Source organism: Methylosinus sp. LW3, from assembly GCF_000527115.1.
Lineage (GTDB): Bacteria > Pseudomonadota > Alphaproteobacteria > Rhizobiales > Beijerinckiaceae > Methylosinus.
Genome location: NZ_AZUO01000001.1, coordinates 2,987,349 through 3,005,467, shown reverse-complemented (window position 1 = coordinate 3,005,467; position 18,119 = coordinate 2,987,349). Strand labels below are relative to the sequence as shown.

General features: G+C 67.6%; 14 protein-coding genes. 6 read left to right on the top strand and 8 right to left on the bottom strand.

The features are described from left to right. Positions 1-219: 219 nt before the first annotated feature. A complete protein-coding gene (locus METLW3_RS0114975) occupies positions 220-417 on the bottom strand; it encodes a hypothetical protein (RefSeq protein ID WP_024880697.1) in 198 nt (65 codons plus the stop codon). Positions 418-542: 125 nt separating this feature from the next. Here METLW3_RS0114975 and METLW3_RS0114970 point away from each other — a divergent pair, with 125 nt between their 5' ends. Further along, a complete protein-coding gene (locus METLW3_RS0114970; RefSeq protein ID WP_024880696.1) occupies positions 543-1,334 on the top strand; it encodes a class III extradiol ring-cleavage dioxygenase in 792 nt (263 codons plus the stop codon). A 66-nt stretch (positions 1,335-1,400) separates the two neighbouring features. Here the strand turns inward: METLW3_RS0114970 and METLW3_RS0114965 are convergent, their stop codons facing one another. The 4 genes from METLW3_RS0114965 to METLW3_RS0114950 all read right to left on the bottom strand — a co-directional run bounded on the left by METLW3_RS0114965 (position 1,401) and on the right by METLW3_RS0114950 (position 8,126). Continuing rightward, positions 1,401-2,318 carry a GNAT family N-acyltransferase gene (locus tag METLW3_RS0114965; protein ID WP_024880695.1) on the bottom strand — a complete coding sequence of 306 codons (918 nt, stop codon included), beginning with the start codon at positions 2,316-2,318 and terminating at the stop codon, positions 1,401-1,403. A gap of 192 nt (positions 2,319-2,510) precedes the next feature. Then, positions 2,511-4,646, bottom strand: coding sequence for an OmpA family protein (locus METLW3_RS0114960; protein ID WP_024880694.1), 2,136 nt, complete (start codon positions 4,644-4,646; stop codon positions 2,511-2,513). Between the two features lie 107 nt (positions 4,647-4,753). Then, positions 4,754-6,514, bottom strand: a complete 1,761-nt coding sequence (locus METLW3_RS0114955; protein WP_024880693.1) for an ATP-binding protein — start codon at positions 6,512-6,514, stop codon at positions 4,754-4,756. Between the two features lie 73 nt (positions 6,515-6,587). After that, positions 6,588-8,126, bottom strand: coding sequence for a YifB family Mg chelatase-like AAA ATPase (locus METLW3_RS0114950; RefSeq protein WP_024880692.1), 1,539 nt, complete (start codon positions 8,124-8,126; stop codon positions 6,588-6,590). 325 nt (positions 8,127-8,451) lie between these two features. Here METLW3_RS0114950 and METLW3_RS0114945 point away from each other — a divergent pair, with 325 nt between their 5' ends. After that, positions 8,452-9,345, top strand: a complete 894-nt coding sequence (locus tag METLW3_RS0114945) for a lytic murein transglycosylase (RefSeq protein WP_024880691.1) — start codon at positions 8,452-8,454, stop codon at positions 9,343-9,345. A 33-nt stretch (positions 9,346-9,378) separates the two neighbouring features. On the opposite strand, the gene METLW3_RS0114940 is transcribed toward METLW3_RS0114945, so the two are convergent. Then, on the bottom strand, positions 9,379-10,032 hold the full coding sequence (locus METLW3_RS0114940) for a hypothetical protein (protein ID WP_245267357.1): 654 nt from the start codon (positions 10,030-10,032) through the stop codon (positions 9,379-9,381). 372 nt (positions 10,033-10,404) lie between these two features. Here METLW3_RS0114940 and METLW3_RS0114935 point away from each other — a divergent pair, with 372 nt between their 5' ends. Then, positions 10,405-11,178 (top strand): Bax inhibitor-1/YccA family protein, encoded by a 774-nt coding sequence (locus tag METLW3_RS0114935; RefSeq protein ID WP_024880689.1) that lies wholly within the window; start codon positions 10,405-10,407, stop codon positions 11,176-11,178. An 82-nt stretch (positions 11,179-11,260) separates the two neighbouring features. Here the strand turns inward: METLW3_RS0114935 and METLW3_RS0114930 are convergent, their stop codons facing one another. Next, on the bottom strand, positions 11,261-11,674 hold the full coding sequence (locus tag METLW3_RS0114930; protein ID WP_024880688.1) for a DUF2794 domain-containing protein: 414 nt from the start codon (positions 11,672-11,674) through the stop codon (positions 11,261-11,263). A gap of 504 nt (positions 11,675-12,178) precedes the next feature. Here METLW3_RS0114930 and htpG point away from each other — a divergent pair. From htpG to METLW3_RS0114910, 3 genes are all read left to right on the top strand, one after another. Beyond that, complete coding sequence (gene htpG / locus METLW3_RS25630; RefSeq protein ID WP_084484893.1) at positions 12,179-14,146, top strand: molecular chaperone HtpG; 1,968 nt, start codon at positions 12,179-12,181, stop codon at positions 14,144-14,146. A gap of 9 nt (positions 14,147-14,155) precedes the next feature. Next, entirely contained in the window at positions 14,156-15,031 is an 876-nt protein-coding gene (gene prmC, locus METLW3_RS0114915; protein ID WP_024881617.1) for a peptide chain release factor N(5)-glutamine methyltransferase, read from the top strand. A 721-nt stretch (positions 15,032-15,752) separates the two neighbouring features. Then, positions 15,753-16,718 carry a DUF4167 domain-containing protein gene (locus tag METLW3_RS0114910; RefSeq protein WP_024880687.1) on the top strand — a complete coding sequence of 322 codons (966 nt, stop codon included), beginning with the start codon at positions 15,753-15,755 and terminating at the stop codon, positions 16,716-16,718. Positions 16,719-16,739: 21 nt separating this feature from the next. Here METLW3_RS0114910 and METLW3_RS0114905 read toward each other — a convergent pair whose 3' ends face one another. Beyond that, a complete protein-coding gene (locus METLW3_RS0114905; protein ID WP_024880686.1) occupies positions 16,740-18,047 on the bottom strand; it encodes a hemolysin family protein in 1,308 nt (435 codons plus the stop codon). Between the last annotated feature and the right edge of the window lie 72 nt (positions 18,048-18,119).

Genomic DNA, 18,119 nt, shown 5'->3' with positions numbered 1-18,119 from the left:
TTCGAATATCCGACGCCGTCAATAGCCGAATCCCGGCGGCAATGTGCTTCTGGCGCGACCGTCGTGATGGCCGGGCCACCCGCCGCGGCGCCTATGCGTCGCGGGCGATGGAAACATGTCTCGCCACCAAGGCGTAGGCGTGGGCCGCCGAGGCCGCCGGGCGATGACCTCGTATTGCTAAGTTGCGACGCGACCCGGCCTTCGTCCGAATCCGCGCCTTCACTGCGGCTTGGCCAGCCGCCACAGCCACAGGCACAAGCCGAGCAGAACGATCAGCGCCACCGCGCTCGGCCATAGCGGCATGGAGGCGCCGCCGACCTGAATGTCCGGCTGCGTCGCCAGCCGCCCCGCCTGTCCGAGCGCCATAAGGCCGAAAATAACCGCCGCCACTTTCAATCCGGTGATTTGGGAGTCCATCGTTTCGTCCTCCAGAAATCCTCGGTGCGCTCATATAAAAGCGCGCGCGGCGGGGAAAAGGGCGCGCCGCATTGCGGCCGCGCCCCGCTCGGCCTATCTGCAGATCACACGCAGCGGAGGCTTGGATGCGGCAGCCGGCGATTTTCATCTCTCACGGCGGCGGCCCCTGCTTTTGGGTGGATGGCCCGATGGCCCGCGCCTTCGACGGGCTGAAGGCCTATCTCTGCGGCCTGCTCGCGTCTCTGCCGGAACGTCCGCGCGCCATTCTCATCGTCTCGGCGCATTGGGAGGAGAAGCGGGTCACTCTCGGCGCGGCGAAAGCGCCCGGCATGATCTTCGATTATTACGGCTTCCCCGAGCACACCTATCGCCTGAGCTATCCCGCGCCCGGTGCGCCGCATCTCGCCGAGCAGGCGCGCGCGCTGCTGGCTGCGACCGGCGTCGAGACGGCGCTGGACGCCGCGCGCGGCTTCGATCACGGCGTCTTCGTGCCCATGCTGATCGTCGAGCCCGGCGCGACGATTCCGATTCTCACTCTGTCTTTGCGTGACGATCTCGATCCCGCCTTTCACATCGGCGTCGGCGCGGCGCTCGCGCCTCTGCGCGATGACGGCGTTCTCATCCTCGGCAGCGGCAACAGTTTCCATAATCTGCGCACATTCTTCAACGGCGAGGCGAAGGCCGCCGCCGGTTTCGACGCTTGGCTGACAGATGCCGCGACGAAGCCGAACCCCGAGGAACGCAATGCGCTGCTCGCGCAGTGGAGCGAGGCGCCGTTCGCGCGCGCTTGCCATCCGCGCGAGGAGCATCTTCTGCCGTTGATGGTGGTCGCCGGCGCGGCTGGAGCGGATGTGGGACGCCGCGTCTTTCACGATGCGGCCGTGGGCAAGGCGATCTCCGGCTTCGCCTTCGGCTGAGCGCGTGGACCGACTCCCGATCGCGCGCAATGCGCGCGTCGAGAGTGACCAAAGAAACTCGACCGCTCAGGCCGCGTCGCGCGCTTCCGCGGGGCCGAAATAATCGAGATAGCGCGCATCGATTTCGGCGACGCGCAAGACGACGAACACATCCGTCGTGTTGAACTTGCGATCGACCACGGCGCCGTCGCCGAATTTGGCGCCGCAGCGCAGATAGCCCTTTATCAGCGGCGGCAGCGCGCTCATCGCCTTGCGCGGATCGACGGCCTCTTTCGCCAGCATCTCCATCGGCACATGCATTTCGCGCCGTGCGCTCACGCGCCAATCTTCGTCGGCGCGCGCATGATGCGCGAGGAAGCTCAGCGCCGCCGCATGGGCGAGCGGATTGGCGCCCTCGAGACTCGCGCAGCCGATCATTGCATCGATGCGATGATGCCGGACATAAGCGAGTATGCCGCGCCACAAAAGCTCGATCGTGCGCTTGCCGCGATATTGCTCGAGCACGCAGGAGCGGCCGAGCTCGAGAAAGCGCGTTCCATCGTGACGGGCGAGCAGCGGGGCAATGTCATATTCTCCGGCCGAATAGAATCCGCCCTTCTTCTCCGCGACATCGCGGCGTAGCAGGCGATAGGCGCCGACGACCTTGGGCTTGATCTTGCCGAAGCGATTGCGCGCCGCATGATCGATTACGATGAGATGATCGCAGAATTTGTCGAAGCGATCGGCGTCGCGCCGCGTGATCGCGGCCTTGGCGTCGGGAATTGCGCCGCCCTTGCGGAAAAAAACCTTGAAGCGCAGCCGCTGCGCCTTGCGGATTTCCTTCTTGCTGCAGGCGAGCCGCACCTCGAGCGAGCCGAGCAGCGCGAGCGGGCCTTCGAGCCCGCCATGCTTCTTCTTTTTCGGCTTCAGGAGATTTTGCGGCTTCAGCAGGGGAAAGGCGCCTGCGATGATCTTGCGGCCGGCGTCGGCGTGGATCGCCCACATGTCGCGTATCGTCTCCGCTCGTGTCGCGCTCGCGCTTTTCGAGCGCTTGCGATCGAAGCGTTAGATCACGGGCGGGCGAAGCTTTTGTGACGACCTGCGGCGTTCCGGATCGCGAGCCTTCAGGCTCGCATCGTGCGCAAATAGCTCATGGAGACGGCGCGCGAAGATGCGCGCCGTCTCGTTTGTCTTTCCTCAGCGCCGATGCGTCTCGGCCTGTGGGCCGCTCAGCAGCGGCGTTATTCGACGCACGGTCACGCGGCGATTCTCGCGCGAGGGACCTTGCGTCTGCACTTTGAGATATTGCTCGCCATAGCCTTGCGTCGTCAGATTTTCCGGCGGCACGCCGAAGTCGCGCGACAATATCGTCGCCACCGACTGCGCGCGCCGATCGGAGAGCGACAGATTGTCGACGTCCGAGCCCACCGCATCCGTGTGGCCTTCGATGAGGAACACTTCGGCGGGATTGCGCTTGATCGCTTCGTTGAGCGCCTCTGCGACCGTTACGAGACGTTGCGCTTGATCCGGCGTGATCGCCCAGGAGCCCGTGTCGAAATTGATCGTGTCGATATCGACGCTGCGCGTATAGGCGCGCACGGACGGGCTGTAGCGAATCTCGTCCAGAGTGTAGCGGCGCTGCATGGGCGCGAGCGGCGGCGCCGTCAGCGTCTCATAGATCAGACGCTCATCCGCGGCGCCGTAATCGACGACATAAGCCTCCGGAGCGATCTCGATCGGCGGCGGCGGCAGCACCACCACCTCCTCCGCAAAGCCGCGCGGCGGACCGCGGAAGCCATTGTCGATGAGAATGATCTCTCGGCCGTCGGGGAAGCGGCGCAAGCGACGCAGCAGCACGCCATTGGCGTCGGTGTAGGTGAGCACCTCGCCGCCGTCGCGGCGGGCGTAGACGCTCACATATTCCTCGCCGCGACGCTCGCTGCGCAGATTGCCGCCGAGCTCGCGGAAGCGCTCGTTCTCGTCGTGACGGATGAAGGCGCCGCCGCTCTCGCGCACGATGGTGCGGCCGGGCTCCTGCACGACCGTCACGCCGTCGCGCTCGAATTGCTGGCGACGTGCGTGGACATCGTCGAGCCGATGCGCGCCCGGCTGGCTCAGCACGAAGCCGCCGACGAGGCCGGCCGCCGCGCCGATCGCCGCCGCTGCGGCCGGCGACACGCGCGGTCCGCCGCCCGCCGGTGGCGCGCCATGCGGCGGAGCCGGCGGGGCGCCATAGGCGGCTCCAGAGGGGGGCGGCCCACCTGCCGGCGGGACGCCATAGGCGGCGCCTCCGGCTTGCGGTGGAACATGGGGCGGGACGGAGCCGGCGCCGGGAGGCGCGCCGGGCGGGATCGCGCCTTGCTGTCCAGGCGGCAGAAAGCGTCCCCCAGGACCTGCGGCCGGCGGCGCGCCCGCATGATCTCCGGCCGGAGCAGCGCCGGGCGGCGGGCCATTGGGACGCGGCGCGGCGCCGGGCTGGGCCGTGGACGGCAGGAAGTTTCCGCCCTGCGCCGGCGTCCCGGCGGGCGGCTGTCCATGCGGCGCCGGCGCCTCGGGCGCGCCGCCGGCCGCTGGTGTGGGATGCGGTCCGCCGAGATGCGCCGGCGCTCCATTCGAGCCATTGGGCGGAAGGTTTTGGCCGCCGCCGGCTGGCGGGGTCGCGGAATGCGCCGGCGGGGCGGGGACGGCGGGCGAGGCGGGAGGCTGCTGTCCAATAGCGGGCGTGACGATCGGAGCGGCCGGCGCGATGCGGGCGGCGGGCGCGCCGGCGCCGGGGCCATGGTCGCCGCTCGGGGCGGGAACAGGGGGCCGGCCGGCCGCGGGAGCGCGATTCTCATGCGGGATGGACGGCGAGGGGCTCTGGGCGGCGGCCGGATTGGCGGGCGCGATCGGATGGGGAATGGGGATGGCCGCAGGCGCCGCCGTAGGATGCGGCGGCGGAGCTTGCCGAATCGGCGCGGCCTGCTGCGGCGGATGGATTATGGCGGGGGCGGGCGGGGCCGGCGGCGCCGCGCGCAGCTGCGGGCGCGGAAACGGCGGGGCGCCGGCTCCGGGATAGGGGGAGGGCGGCGGCGCGGAGGGCGCATGCTGAATGGGCGCCGGATGGAAAGGCGCCGCGGGCGGGGCCGCCGGGGCTGGGTGGGGAGCTGGCGCCGGTTGGGCCGGCCGCTGCGCCGGGGGGCGCTTTTCGTGATTTGGATCAAAGCCTTGCGGCGCGGCCTGCGCCAGCAATAGGGCTTCGCTGGCCGCGGCCGGCGCAATTCCGGCTTGCGGGCCGAGCGCCAGCGACGGCGTCATCAGCCCCGCGAGCAGCAAATTTTTTCGTCTCGACATTGTGTTCTCCCGACAAGGGCGTGAGCCATCGCAATCCCCGCGCTGCCGTTGTGACCTGCGCGCGGGGCGAAATTTTTTCTTTTTTGTGGCTATGGCGGCGCGCGCCGTCAGATCGCCTCGCGATCGCCATTCGCGCGGCGGCGCGCGGCGTCGATCGCCTCGAGGATCGTCCTCGACAAGGCGTCGAACTCGACGGGCTTGGTCAGCAGGAAATCGACCCCGGCTCCGCGCGCGGCGCGCTCGTCCTCCTCGAGCGCGCTGGCGGTCAGCGCGATGATCGGCAGCCGCCGCGCGCCCATGCGCGCCTCCTCCGCCCGAATGAGGCGCGTCGCCTCGAGGCCGTCGAGCTCGGGCATGAAGACGTCCATCAAAATGGCGTCGAAGGGCCGCAGCCGCCCGCCGATGGAGGAGCGCGCCAGCTCGACGGCGCGCGCGCCATCCTCGACGCGCGTCACCAGCGCGCCGAGCTTCTCGAGATGGCGGCAGACGATCAGCGCATTGACGTCATTGTCCTCGACGACGAGCACGCGCCGGCCGGCGAGCGTGCGCTCGGGCGCGACGAAATCCTCGTCGTTGCGCGTCGGCGGCGGGGCGGCGGACAGGCGCTCGACCAGCGAGGCGGCGCGCACCGGCTTCACCAGCCAGCCGTCGAAATGGCGCAGCGCCGCCTCGCCGAAGGCGCGTCGCTCCATGGGCGAGAACATCAGGAACACGCGGCCGGCGCCGGCGCGGCGCGCCTCGTCGGCGAGACGCTCGGTCGCCTCCTCGCCGAAGGCGCAATCGACGATGACGGCGTCGAAACGGCCATCCGGCTCGCCGTCCAGACGGCGCGCGCCATGCGTCTCCTCCCGCGCGATCTCGGTCTGCGCGCCGGCCCCGCGCAGGATCTCGGCCATGAACGGCCCTTCGAAGATCGTCGGCGAGACGATCAGAACGCTCGAGCCGGCGAGCGGCCGCTTGCGCTCACGCGTGCGGTCGTCGAAGAGGGCATGCGGCCCGCGCGGCAGGGTGAAGGCGAAGATCGCGCCGGCGCCCGCCGCCTCCTCTATCTCCAGCCGGCCGCCCATCAGCGCGGCGAGATGGCGCGAGATGGCGAGGCCGAGGCCGGTGCCGCCATGGCGCCGCGTCGACGAGCCGTCGCCTTGCTCGAACTCCTCGAAGATGATCTCGCGGGCCGCCGGCGCGACGCCCGGCCCCGTGTCGGCGACGCGAAACAGCAGCGCGCCTTTGGCGTCGCGCTCGACGCGCAGGCCGACGCCGCCGCTCGCGGTGAAGTTCACCGCATTGCCGGCGAGATTGACCAGCACCTGGCGCACGCGCGCGGCGTCGCCGGCGACGATCTCCGGCGCGTCCGGCGCGATATAGCTCGCGATCTCGAGATGCTTGGCCTGGGCGCGCGGCGCCAGCAGCTCGACGACGCCCTCGACGAGCGGCGCAAGCGCGAAGGGCTCGACCGAAAGCTCGATCTTGCCGGCCTCGATCTTCGAGAAGTCCAGAATATCGTCGATGAGCTGGGCGAGCGAGCGGCCGGAGGCGGCGATCGCCTCGACATAGCTCGCCTGCTCGGCGTCGAGCCGCGTCGCCGCGAGCAATTGCGCGAGGCCGAGCACGCCATTGAGCGGCGTGCGAATCTCATGGCTCACCGTGGCGAGAAAGCGCGATTTGGCCTGGCTTGCCGCCTCGGCGCGGTCGCGCGCGGCGGCGGCGGCGCGCAGCTCCCAGATTTCGTCGCGCAATCCTTCTAGCTCTGTCTCGACCGCGCGGCGGCGGCGCGCCCGGCGCGCGCGCACGAGCCATAGCCAGACGCCCGGCGCGAGAGCGGCGAAAAAAGCGAGAACGACAAAAACGCAAGGAGGAACAGCGGGCATGCGGGATGGTCCAGAGCCATTCGACGAAGATGCAATTATTTCACGGCAATCCACAGAAAAGTATGAATTGGGCTCAGGCGGCGACGCGGGCTCCGGCGGAGCCGCCGCGATAGGCGAGAGCTTCGGCGAGATGGCGGCGCGCTATGGCGTCCGAGCCGTCGAGATCGGCGATGGTGCGAGCGAGCTTCAGCGCGCGATGGAAGCCGCGCGCCGAGAGGCCGAGGCGCTCGGCCGCCTCGCGAATCAGCGCCGTTCCGGAGGCGTCGAGCGCGGCGGCTTTTTCGATCGCGCTGGCCGGCGCGCTGGCGTTGGTGGTGGAGCCGGGAAGGCCGAGAGCCGCATAGCGTCGGCTTTGGCGTTCGCGCGCCGCGGCGACGCGCGCCGCCACCTCGGCCGAGCCTTCGGCCGGCGGCGGCAGCACGAGATCGGCCGCCGAGACCGCCGGAACCTCGATCCTGAGGTCGAAACGGTCGATCAGCGGGCCAGAGAGCCGCGCCTGATATTGGGCGATGCAGCGCTCATTGGGCTGGCGGCGGCAGGCGAAGCCCGGCTCCAGCGCATGGCCGCAGCGGCAGGGGTTCATCGCCGCGACGAGCTGGAAGCGGGCCGGATAGACGGCGCGATGATTGGCGCGGGACACGGCGACCTCGCCGGTCTCCAGTGGCTGGCGCAGGCCATCGAGCGCCTGCGCCTGGAACTCCGGCAGCTCGTCGAGGAACAGCACGCCATTATGGGCGAGCGAGATCTCGCCCGGACGCGCATGGGAGCCGCCGCCGACCAGCGCCGGCATGGAGGCGGAATGATGCGGCGCGCGAAACGGGCGCCGATCGGTGAGCTCGCCGCCGGCGATCTCGCCCGCGACGGAATGGATCATCGAGACTTCCAGAAGCTCGCGCGGCGACAATGGCGGCAGAATGGAGGGAAGGCGCGCCGCCAGCATGGATTTGCCGGCGCCGGGCGGGCCGTTCATCAGGAGATTATGGCCGCCGGCCGCCGCGATCTCCAGCGCCCGCTTGGCGCTCTCCTGGCCCTTTATGTCGGAGAGGTCCGGCAGCGCCGTCGCCGCCGCGCGCACGGCCGGCTCGGGCCGCGAGAGCGCCTGAACGCCTTTGAGATGATTGACGAGCTGGATCAGCGAGCGCGGCGCGATCACCTCCATGTCGCTCGACGCCCAGGCCGCCTCCGGCCCGCATTGGCGCGGGCAGATGAGCCCATGGCCGCGCGTGTTGGCGGCGACCGCCGCGGGCAGAACGCCGGCGACCGGCGCGATGGCCCCGTCGAGCCCCAATTCGCCGAGCACGGTGAAGCCGTCCAGCGCATCCGAGGGGATGGCGCCGATCGCCGCCATCACGCCGAGCGCGATCGGCAGATCATAATGGCTGCCCTCCTTGGGCATGTCGGCCGGCGCGAGATTGACGGTGATGCGCTTGGCCGGCAGGGCGAGGCCGGAGGCGACGAGCGCCGCCCGCACCCGCTCCCGCGATTCGGCGACCGCCTTGTCGGCGAGGCCGACGAGGGTGAACACGACATTGCCGCTGGCGATCTGCACCTGAACGTCGACGGGCTTGGCCTCTATGCCCTCGAAGGCGACCGTCGCGACTCTGACCACCATGACGAAAGCTCCGAGACCCCGATATCGCTCTGACGCAAACGCCGCCATAGTAGACGCGCGATTTCGCCTCCGCAAGAACAATATGAGAACGAAAATTGGCCATGCTTCGGCAACCGGCCGCTAACCGGCGAGAGCTAGTCTGAGGCCGGTTTTGAGGATCGGCAATTTCAGCTCTCGCGGAAGCGTCGCCATCGTGCGGCCGCGCTCTCGTGAGCTAAGAGCGCTTTCCGATCGGACGGGGCCGTTCGATCGATCAGAAATTCGCGCCGGGGGATATCGCCCTCGAGAGCGCAAAGGGCTTCGCCCGAGAGATGGGGTCGGCGATATGTCTCAGAACAAACGGATGACGAGGGCGCTCGGCGCCGCGGCTTTGGCGCTGGCGATCGGCTTCGGCGCGCCGAAGGCGCAAGCGGCCGAATGCGGACGCAATGGCGAGGGATTCGAGGCCTGGCTCAGCAGCTTCGAGAAGGAAGCCGCCGCGGCCGGAATTTCCAAGGCGGCGATCGATTCGTCGCTCCGCGACGTCTATTACGACCGCTCGGTGATCTCGCATGATCGCGGGCAGAAAGTGTTCCGCCAGACATTCGAGCAATTCTCGGCGCGCATGGCCAATTCCTTCCGCGTGAGCAAGGGACGCGCGCTGCTGCAGAAGCATGCGGCGCTGTTCAAGCGCATCGAGCAGAAATATGGCGTGCCGGGGCCGGTCATTGTCGCCATCTGGGGGCTGGAGACGGATTTCGGCTCTTATCTCGGCGACTTTTCGACGATTCGCGCGCTGGCGACGCTCGCCTATGATTGCCGCCGCGCCGACAAGTTCCGCGCCGAGCTGCTGGATGCGCTGCGCATCGTGGAGCGCGGCGATCTCGATCCCGCGCAAATGCGCGGGGCCTGGGCGGGCGAGATCGGCCAGACGCAGTTCATGCCGTCGTCCTATCTGAAATTCGCAGTGGATTTCGACGGCGACGGCAAGCGCGATCTCGTTCACAACACGGCGGATGTGCTCGCCTCCACCGCCAATTTTCTACATGGCTACGGCTGGAAGCCGGGCGCGGGCTGGGACGAGGGCGAGCCGAATTTTCCGGCGCTGCTCGAGTGGAACAAGGCGAAAGTCTATTCCAAGACCATCGCCCTGCTCGCCGATAAGATCAAAGGCGCGAGCGACACGCGCTCATCAGGAATAGACGCTCCGCGATCATCGGGAATAGATGCTCCGCGATGAGGCGGCCGCTTTTCGGCATGGTCTGCGGAGGGCTTACTCCGCCGGCTCGGCGTCGGCCGTCTTCAGCGAATGGATCGGCCGGTGCCGTAGATAGATGAAGAACATGGCGATGACGCCGACGCCCATGAGCAGATAGAGGGGCAGGGTGCGCATGAAGCTCTTGCCCACGGAGAAGGGGAAGCGCGACACCCAGCGCTCGCCATGGTCGCCGGTCACGGTCACTATGCCGACGAAATAGCCCGCGTCGGGAAAGTCGTGCTCGAAATTGATCGTGCCGGTCGGATAGGTTCGCGGACCGCGATAGGCGACGGTCACAGCGTCTAGGTCGGCGTTCTCTTTCTCCTCGCTGCCGATATCCCTGACGATTCTGATCTCCACCGCCATGTCGCGCAGCTCGTCCTGCTCGGCGTCGAGCGCGATGATCGTGTGGCCGGTCGCGGGAATATCCTCGCAGAACTCATTCTTGGAGGCGTCCGGCAGATAGCCGGTGAAGTTCATAATGTCCGGCCCGATGAACAGCCGGCACCGCCCCTCCGCGGAGCCGAGCCGGCCATGGGCCGAGGCGGGGGCCGCGGCGCCGAGAAGCGTCAGCAGAAGGACGAGAAGAACGGGCGGCGCGGAACGAGTCGCAGGACGCAGAAACCCATCGATCGACCGCCAGAACGGGGCAAGACCGCTGTCGGACATGATGATTCCCCCATGGATCATGTGTTGCGGGCCTCGTTCCGTGGGCGCCTTCGCTCCGACGACGAAGCGAGAGCCGGTTCGGCCGACCCGGTCGCTCGCCGCCTGCGACAATGCGGCATGTTAGCGCATTCTCACGGAGCGGCAAGAGCGTGAACGGGCTCGGCTTTTGTCCGCCTCCCGGCATAGAATTGCGGCCCGTCGCGAGTCCTATACTGCGCCTTTTGCTTGCGTTTTGCTCGGCATGGCGTGAACTTTGCCGCATTGCGCCCGCGGACTCTTGTTTTTCCGCGGGCCGCACGCCATATTCGACGGCGAGGACCGCGCCGATTGGCCGGATAGACCGGGCCGCGCGGCCTTTTTCGAGAGGATGCTATGTCCAATTTCGACCGCAACACGAGCTTCGGCTACCGGGGCGGGGTCTCCAGAGCCGGCACGGCCGAGATCGACCAGGGCCTGCGCGCCTATATGCTCGGCGTCTATAATTATATGGTCCTGGGTCTCGGCGTCACCGGCGTCGTCGCGCTCGGCACGCATATGCTCGCCGTGGCCAAGGAAGGCGGGCGGCAGATCGCGCTCACGCCTTTCGGTCAGATGCTCTACACCAGCCCGCTGAAATGGGTGGTGATGCTGGCGCCGCTGGCCTTCGTGTTCTTCCTGGGCTATCGCGCCGACCGCGTCTCCGCGGCGACGGCTCGCAACCTGTTTCTCGCCTTCTCGGCGGTGATGGGCTTGTCATTGTCGTCGATCATGATCGTCTTCACCGGCGCGTCGATCGCCAAGGTGTTCTTCATCACCGCGGCGGCCTTCGGCGGCCTCAGCCTCTATGGCTATATGACGAAGCGCGATCTCTCTGCCTTCGGCTCCTTCCTGGTGATGGGCCTGTGGGGCCTCGTGCTCGCGAGCCTCGTCAATCTGTTCTTCCAGAGCAGCGCGATGCAGTTCGCCTTGTCGATCCTGTCGGTGTTCATCTTCGCGGGCCTCACCGCCTGGGACACGCAGTCGATCAAGGACGGCTATTATCAGAACGCCGGCTATGGCCAGGAGATGGTGCAGAAGCAGAGCATCTTCGGCGCTCTGTCGCTCTATCTCGACTTCATCAACATGTTCCAGTCGCTGCTCTATCTCTTCGGCGAGCGCAACGACTGATCGGACGATCGATCCGATCCGGGATAAAGGAAGGCCCCGCTCCGGCGGGGCCTTTTCTTTTGCCGGGCGCGCGCCAATTCGCTCAGTCGCGCACCAATTCCAGCTTCTTTTGCAGCACTGCGACGACGCGCGAGAGATCATGGCCGCGGCGCATGACGAGGCCGCCCGCGGCGACGACGCAATAGGCGCCCTGACGGCGCGCGAGCTCGGGATTTTTCTCGATGCGGTAGAGGGGCGCCTCGCTGGCGCGGCGGAAGACCGAGAACACCGCCTTGGCGGGCGAGAAATCGATGGCGTAATCGCGCCATTCGCCGGCGGCGACCTTGGCGCCATAGAGATCGAGCAGCAGTCGCAGCTCACGCCGATCGAAGGACACGAGCGGAGCGCTGCGCTCGGGCGCGGCCCTGGCCCGGTCCGCTTCATTCGTCGCGCGGCCTGCCACCACAGAGAGCAGGCCGCGCCGCCGGCTGGGATCGGTCGTCTCCGTCTCGCTCATGCCGCTTTCCTCATTTCATGGGCATGATCGCGCGGCAAATGCGCGAGGGCAAGACAAAGATGACAATGAGACGACGATGGCCCGCGCGCGCCGAGCCGAGATTTCACATTTTCGCCAATATCGAGCCCCTTGTCCGCCAAAGGAGCCGACCAATATCTAGCCCATTGCCTCGACACGCTCGGGAAGCCGTTTTTCCGGATTTCGTCAGCCCCCCAGCCCCCCGGAAGGGCGCTTTTCGAGCACATGAGTTCGTGGCGATGGACGGGCCGGCCGGGCGACGCTCGGGCGGCCCGTCTTGTTTCGGGCTTCTCCCCCACGCGCCTCTTCTCTCCACGCTCTCGCAAATCTCGCGCGATCGAGTCGCGCGACCCATGGCGGCCGTCTTGCAACTTCGTGGACGATCTCCGATATCACTCTCGCGTTCCGCTCGAGGCGGCTCGACGGACGCCATTGCCGATCAATGACGATCTCTATATCCCGGCCAGAGCCAGCGCGCCGTCGGCCATGCTTCCATTTGCGGAAAGCGGCGCGCGCGGCGGAGCCGACAAAAAAAGCGGAGACGAGCCCGTGACCGACCACGCCGAAACACAGACGATCGACGCCGCCGAGCGCAGCGACTACGGCTTCCAGGCCGATGTCGCGCGGCTCTTGGAGCTCATGACGCATTCCGTCTATTCGGAGCGTGACATTTTCTTGCGCGAGCTCGTGTCCAATTCGGCCGATGCGATCGAGAAGCTGCGCTTCGAGGCTGTGGCGAACGAGGGGCTGGCGGCGCAGGCCGGCGCGCCGCTCGTCACTATCGCGCTCGATAAGGAGGAGCGCACGCTCAGCGTCTCGGACAATGGCGTCGGCATGTCGCGCGAGGATCTCGTCGCCGCGCTCGGCACCATCGCCAGCTCCGGCACCCGCGCCTTTCTCGACGATCTCGAGGCCAAGGGCGTCGCCGACAAAGGCGGCTCGCTGATCGGGCGCTTCGGCATCGGCTTCTATTCGGCCTTCATGGTCGCCGATCGCATAGAAGTGGCGACGCGGCGCGCGGGCGCTGCGGAAGCATTTTTGTGGACGTCGGAAGGCAAGGGCTCGTTCCAGATCGCGCCGCTGGCCGCGGAGGACGCGCCCGCCGTCGGCACGCGCGTCACGCTGCATCTCAATGCGGAATCGGACGAGTTCCTCGAGCCCTATCGCATCGAGCAGATTTTGCGCGAGCATTCGGGCGCCATCGCCATACCGATCGATCTCGTGGAGGAGAAGGGCAAGGAGCCGCGTCGCCTCACCGACGGCGTTGCGCTGTGGACGCGGCCGAAATCGGAAATCAGCGAGCAGGACTATAAGGATTTCTATCAGCAGATCTCCGGCCAGTTCGACGAGCCGGCGCTCACCATTCATTGGCGCGCGGAAGGACGCACCGAATATACGGTGCTCGCTTTCGCGCCCGGCTCGCGGCCCTATGATCTCTTCGATCCGCAGCGCAAGAGCCGCTCCAAGCTCTATGTGCGCCGCGTGCTGATCTCGCGCGAGGCCGATATTCTGCCGTCCTGGCTGCGTTTCATGCGCATTGTCGTCGACAGCGCCGATCTGCCGCTCAACGTCTCGCGCGAGATGGTGCAGAACAATCCGATCATCGGCGCCATCCGCAAGGCGATCGGCACGCGCGTGCTCAAGGAGCTCGCCGATCTCGCCGCCAATGACGCGGAGAAATTCGCCGCCGTGTGGAAGAATTTCGGAGCCGTGCTCAAGGAGGGCCTGCACGACGACCCGGTGCGCCGCGACGAGATTTTCGCCATTGCGCGATTTTCGACGTCGCAGCATCAGGACGGCGCGCGCAGCCTGAAGGATTATGTCGAAAATCTGCGGCCCAATCAGACCGCGATCTATTACATCACCGGCGACGACAAAAAGCGGCTCGCCTCCAGCCCGCAGCTCGAGGGCTATCGCGCCAAGGGCATAGACGTTCTGCTGCTGGACGAACCGGTCGACGCCTTCTGGGTGACGAGCGCCGTCGGCTATGATGGCAAGCCCTTCAAATCGGTGACGCAGGGCGCCGCCGACATAGACGCCGTGCCGGCGCCGGAAGGCTCCGAGACGCCGCCCGCCGAGGCGAGCGCCGATGTCGCGCTGCTCACCGCCGTGCTGAAGGAGACGCTCGCCGAGCATATCGACGATGTGCGAGTCTCGACGCGCCTGCGCGAAAGTCCCGCCTGTCTCATCGCCGCCGATCACGGCTTCGATCTGCAACTCGCGCGCATGCTGCAGGAGAGCGGCAATAAGGGCGCCTTCGGCAAGCCGGTGCTCGAGATCAATCCCAGCCATGAGGCGGTGCTGGCTCTGGCGCAAAAGGCCAAGGCCGATCGCGTCGGCGCCGAGGATGGCCTCTGGCTGCTGCTCGACACGGCGCGCATCGCCGATGGCGAGGCGCCGATCGACGCCGCCGCTTTCGCCAAGCGCGTCGCCGCTCTGCTCGCGAAAGGCTGACGCGGCCGCATGATCGCTCCCGCGCTCGAGGATGCGAGCCGCGCCGCAGCGCTCGAGGAGGTCGCGGCCTTTCTCGAGCGCAGCGGAATCGAGGATGCGCGACGCGATGCGCGCGCGCTGCTGTTCGCCGCAGGCGGCTTCGGCGCGGCGGAACTGCTGCTCGAGCCGACGGCGAAGATGGGCGAAGCGGCGCTCGCGACCTTGCGCGATCATGCGCGGCGCCGAGCGGCGCGCGAGCCCGTGTCGCGCATTCTGGGCATGCGCGGCTTTTGGACGCAGGATCTCGTCGTCGCGCCGCATGTGCTCGATCCGCGCCCGGACACGGAAACGCTGATCGAGCTTTCGCTCGAGCTCATGCGCGAGCGGCGCCGCGAGCCATTGCTGATTCTCGAGCTCGGCGTCGGCTCGGGCGCGATTCTCTGCGCTTTGCTCGCCGAATTTCCCGCAGCGCGGGCGATAGGCGTCGATCTTTCCGCGGAGGCTTGCAAAGCCGCAGCGCTCAATCTCTCGCGCTGCGGCTTTGCTTATCGCGCCTCATTGCTGCGCGGCCGCTGGGCGGATGCGCTCGGCGCGCGTTTCGATCTCATCGTCTCCAACCCGCCCTATATTGAAAGCGGCGAATTGGATGCGCTCGAGCCGGAGGTGCGTCTTTATGATCCGCGCCTCGCGCTCGACGGCGGCGCCGACGGCCTCGCCTGCTATCGCGAGATCATCGACGATCTGCCGCGCCTGCTGGCGGCGCAGGGCGCCGCGGTGCTCGAGGCGGGAGACGGGCAGGCGCGTAGCGTCGCCGCGCTGATGGCGGAGAAAGGCCTCGAGGCCGCCGGAATTCGCAGGGACGCTGGCGGACGCGAGCGCGCCGTCGCGGCGCGTCGCCGCAGCTGACGCATCCGCAAGTCGTGACAAATTGGCTACACCCCCTATTTATGTGAGCGATGGAACGTTCGCGCCCTTGGCGAGGCTTCCCCGGTGGACTATAGTCGCTCGCGAAAAGACGCTGAACGTCGTGAGCGACGCCGAGCGCGGATGAGGGGGAATACGGCCGGTCCCCGAAATTTAGCCGATGGCGCGCATCCCGCGCCGCAGAGGCCGGAGTCCGGCGCCGCCGTTCGAACCAGACAAGACGATGCGAGAAGACTGCATGGTCGGGTGTTCGGCGCGACACTAATGTGTTCGAGCAATCGAGCGTGAGCGACGGTTTCGTGATCTGGCTATGACCGCGAAGACGGCGTGAGACACGCAACTCGCTCGCCGCGAGCCGAACGGCTTCGACGCCGCCTCTCGAGGCCGCGTGATGCGGGATCGGCTCGGAGCGAGGCGCTCGGGTGAAGTGCGCTCGGGTGAAATAGAGAATTCGGCGCAGGCCGTTCCACCAGAACGCCGCGCCGGGCGCGCGATCCATGCCGGGATCGCGCAAGCGACAGAACGGACAGATGCGCCGCTCGAGGTCGAGCGGAGCCGCTCCGTTGGATCGGGCTCTTGCGGCAATGGCCGCGCCCGGCTTCCGCCTCTGACGCAGTTTCGAGCGTTCGTCCCTTTCGGCGTGTTCTGCCGAAGCACGACACGCCGAGCCGGCAAAGCGTTAGGACCTTCTTGGGGATATTCGATGAGACCAGGACAGAATAAACGCATCCGCGGCCGTAATGGCGGCCGTAAAGGACCCAATCCCCTCACGCGTTCCTACGAGTCGAACGGTCCCGACGTCAAAATCCGCGGCACTGCTCAGCATGTCGCCGAGAAATATCTTCAGCTCGCCCGAGACGCGCAATCCTCCGGCGACACCATCATGGCCGAGAGCCTGCTCCAGCACGCCGAGCATTATTTCCGCCTGATCGCCGCGGCTCAGACGGCGCAGCAGCAGGCGCAGGGCGGCTATGGCCGCACCTATGAGGCGACCGAATCCGACATCGACGACGATGATGATTTCAGCGGAATCTCGGATCGTTTCGCGCCTCTCTCCGAGCGCTTGCCCCAGACCGCCGGCTATCAGCCGCCGCCGCAGCCTTATGCTTCCGCGCCCTATGCGCCGCAGCCCGTGGCGCAGCCGCAATTCGCGCCGCAGCCGCAGTTGCAGCCGCAGCCGCAACCCTATGAGGAGCGTCCGATCGGCGAGCGTCCGGTCAACGAGCCGCGCTATGAGCGCCAGCCGCGTCAAGATCGCGGGGGGCAGGATCGTGGTGGGCAAGATCGCGGCGGCTTTCGCGATCGTCGCGACCGCAACAATGGCGGCGAACAGAGCGCCGAAGGCGGCGGCGAGCGTCCGCATCGCCAGAATTTCGACCGCAATCGCGAGCGTCGCTTCCCGCCGCGCGTGCAGCCCGCCGCGCAGGAGGAGGCGCCCGCCGCCGCTCTGCCGTCCTTTATCACCGCGCCGATTCGCGCCGCCGGCCCGGAGGAGGGCGAGGCTTTCGCACGTTCCGAGCGCGCTGTCGTTCGCGAGCATGAGGAAGCCGCCGCCGGCTTTCATCTGAACCAGCGCCGCCGCCGCCGCACTCGCGCGCAGGGCGAGGAGGCGAATGGCAATGTCGCCGACGAGACGCCGCGGACGGGCGAACTGCCGCTCGCCGATTGAGCGTGACGCCGCGGCGCTTCGTCAGAGCGCCGCGCGTCTTTGCCCGCGCAGCGCTCGCTGGGCGAGAATTTTGTCGATCCGCCGGCCGTCCTTGTCGAGAACTTCGAAGCGCCAGCCATGCGCGTCGAAGCTCTCGCCGATCTCCGGCAGATGGCCGGCATGCGCCAGAACGAAGCCGGCGGCCGTCTGATAGCTCCGGTCCTCGGACGCGGGCATAGAGAGAAGCTCCAGCATTTCATCGGCGGGCATGCCGCCGGAGATGAGCCATGAGCCGTCGTCGCGCTGCACGGCGTGAGGCTCGGGCGGGCCGTCCGCCGTCCCGAATCCGCCGGCGATCGCCTCCAGAATGTCGGCGTCGGTCACGATCCCCTGGAAATGGCCATATTCGTCGAAGATCAGCGCGACATGGACGGAGGCGCGCTTGATCATCTCGACCACGTCCAGCGCGTCGGCGGAGGCCGGGACGATCGGAGCCTGGCGCACGAATTCGCTCGGCTGCGGGCTCTCGCCGCGCAGATAGGCGTCGAGCAGGTCCTTCGCCTGTAGGACGCCGAGCATGTTCTCGGTCTTGCCGCGATAGGCTGGCAACCGTGAATGGACGCTGGCGATGATCGCCGCACGGATCGTCTCCGGCGAATCGTCGAGATCGATCATGTCGACCTCGCCGCGCGGCGTCATCACGCCGCGAACCGGACGATCGCCGAGACGCATGACGCCGGCGATCATCGCGCGCTCGCCCGGCTCCAGAACGCCGGCCGTCTCGGCCTCGGCGACGAGCGCCCTGATCTCCTCGTCCGAAACGAGATGCGCGCCCGCCGCGCCATGGCCGAGCGCGCGCAGAAGCGCGCGTCCAGAGAGATCGAGAAGGAAGACGAGCGGCGCGGCGAGCCGAGCCAGCACGCTCATGACCGGAGCGACGGCTGCGGCGATCCGTTCGGGGTCGCGCAGGGCGATCTGCTTGGGCACGAGCTCCCCGACGATCAGCGACACATAGGTGATCGCCGCGACGACGACACCGACGCCGAGCGTCTCCGACATGGCCGGAGACAGGCCTTGTGACGCGATCCATTCGGAGAGCCGCGCGCCGAGAGTCGCGCCGGAGAAGGCGCCGGACAGCACGCCGATCAGCGTGATGCCGATTTGAACGGCGGAGAGAAATTTTCCAGGATCGGAAGCCAGGTCGAGGGCGGCGCGCGCGCCGGGAACCCCGCGCTCCGCCGACGCTCTGAGGCGCGCAGGGCGCGCCGATACGACGGCGAGCTCCGCCATCGCGAGCGCGCCATTGACCATGGTCAAGGCGATGACGACGGCAATTTCCAAGTAAGGCATAGATGCGAGCATAGCCGCGCCGTCGCCGTCCCGCGAGTCCCCCCTTTCGGGTCGGCAACGATCGCGTGAGCG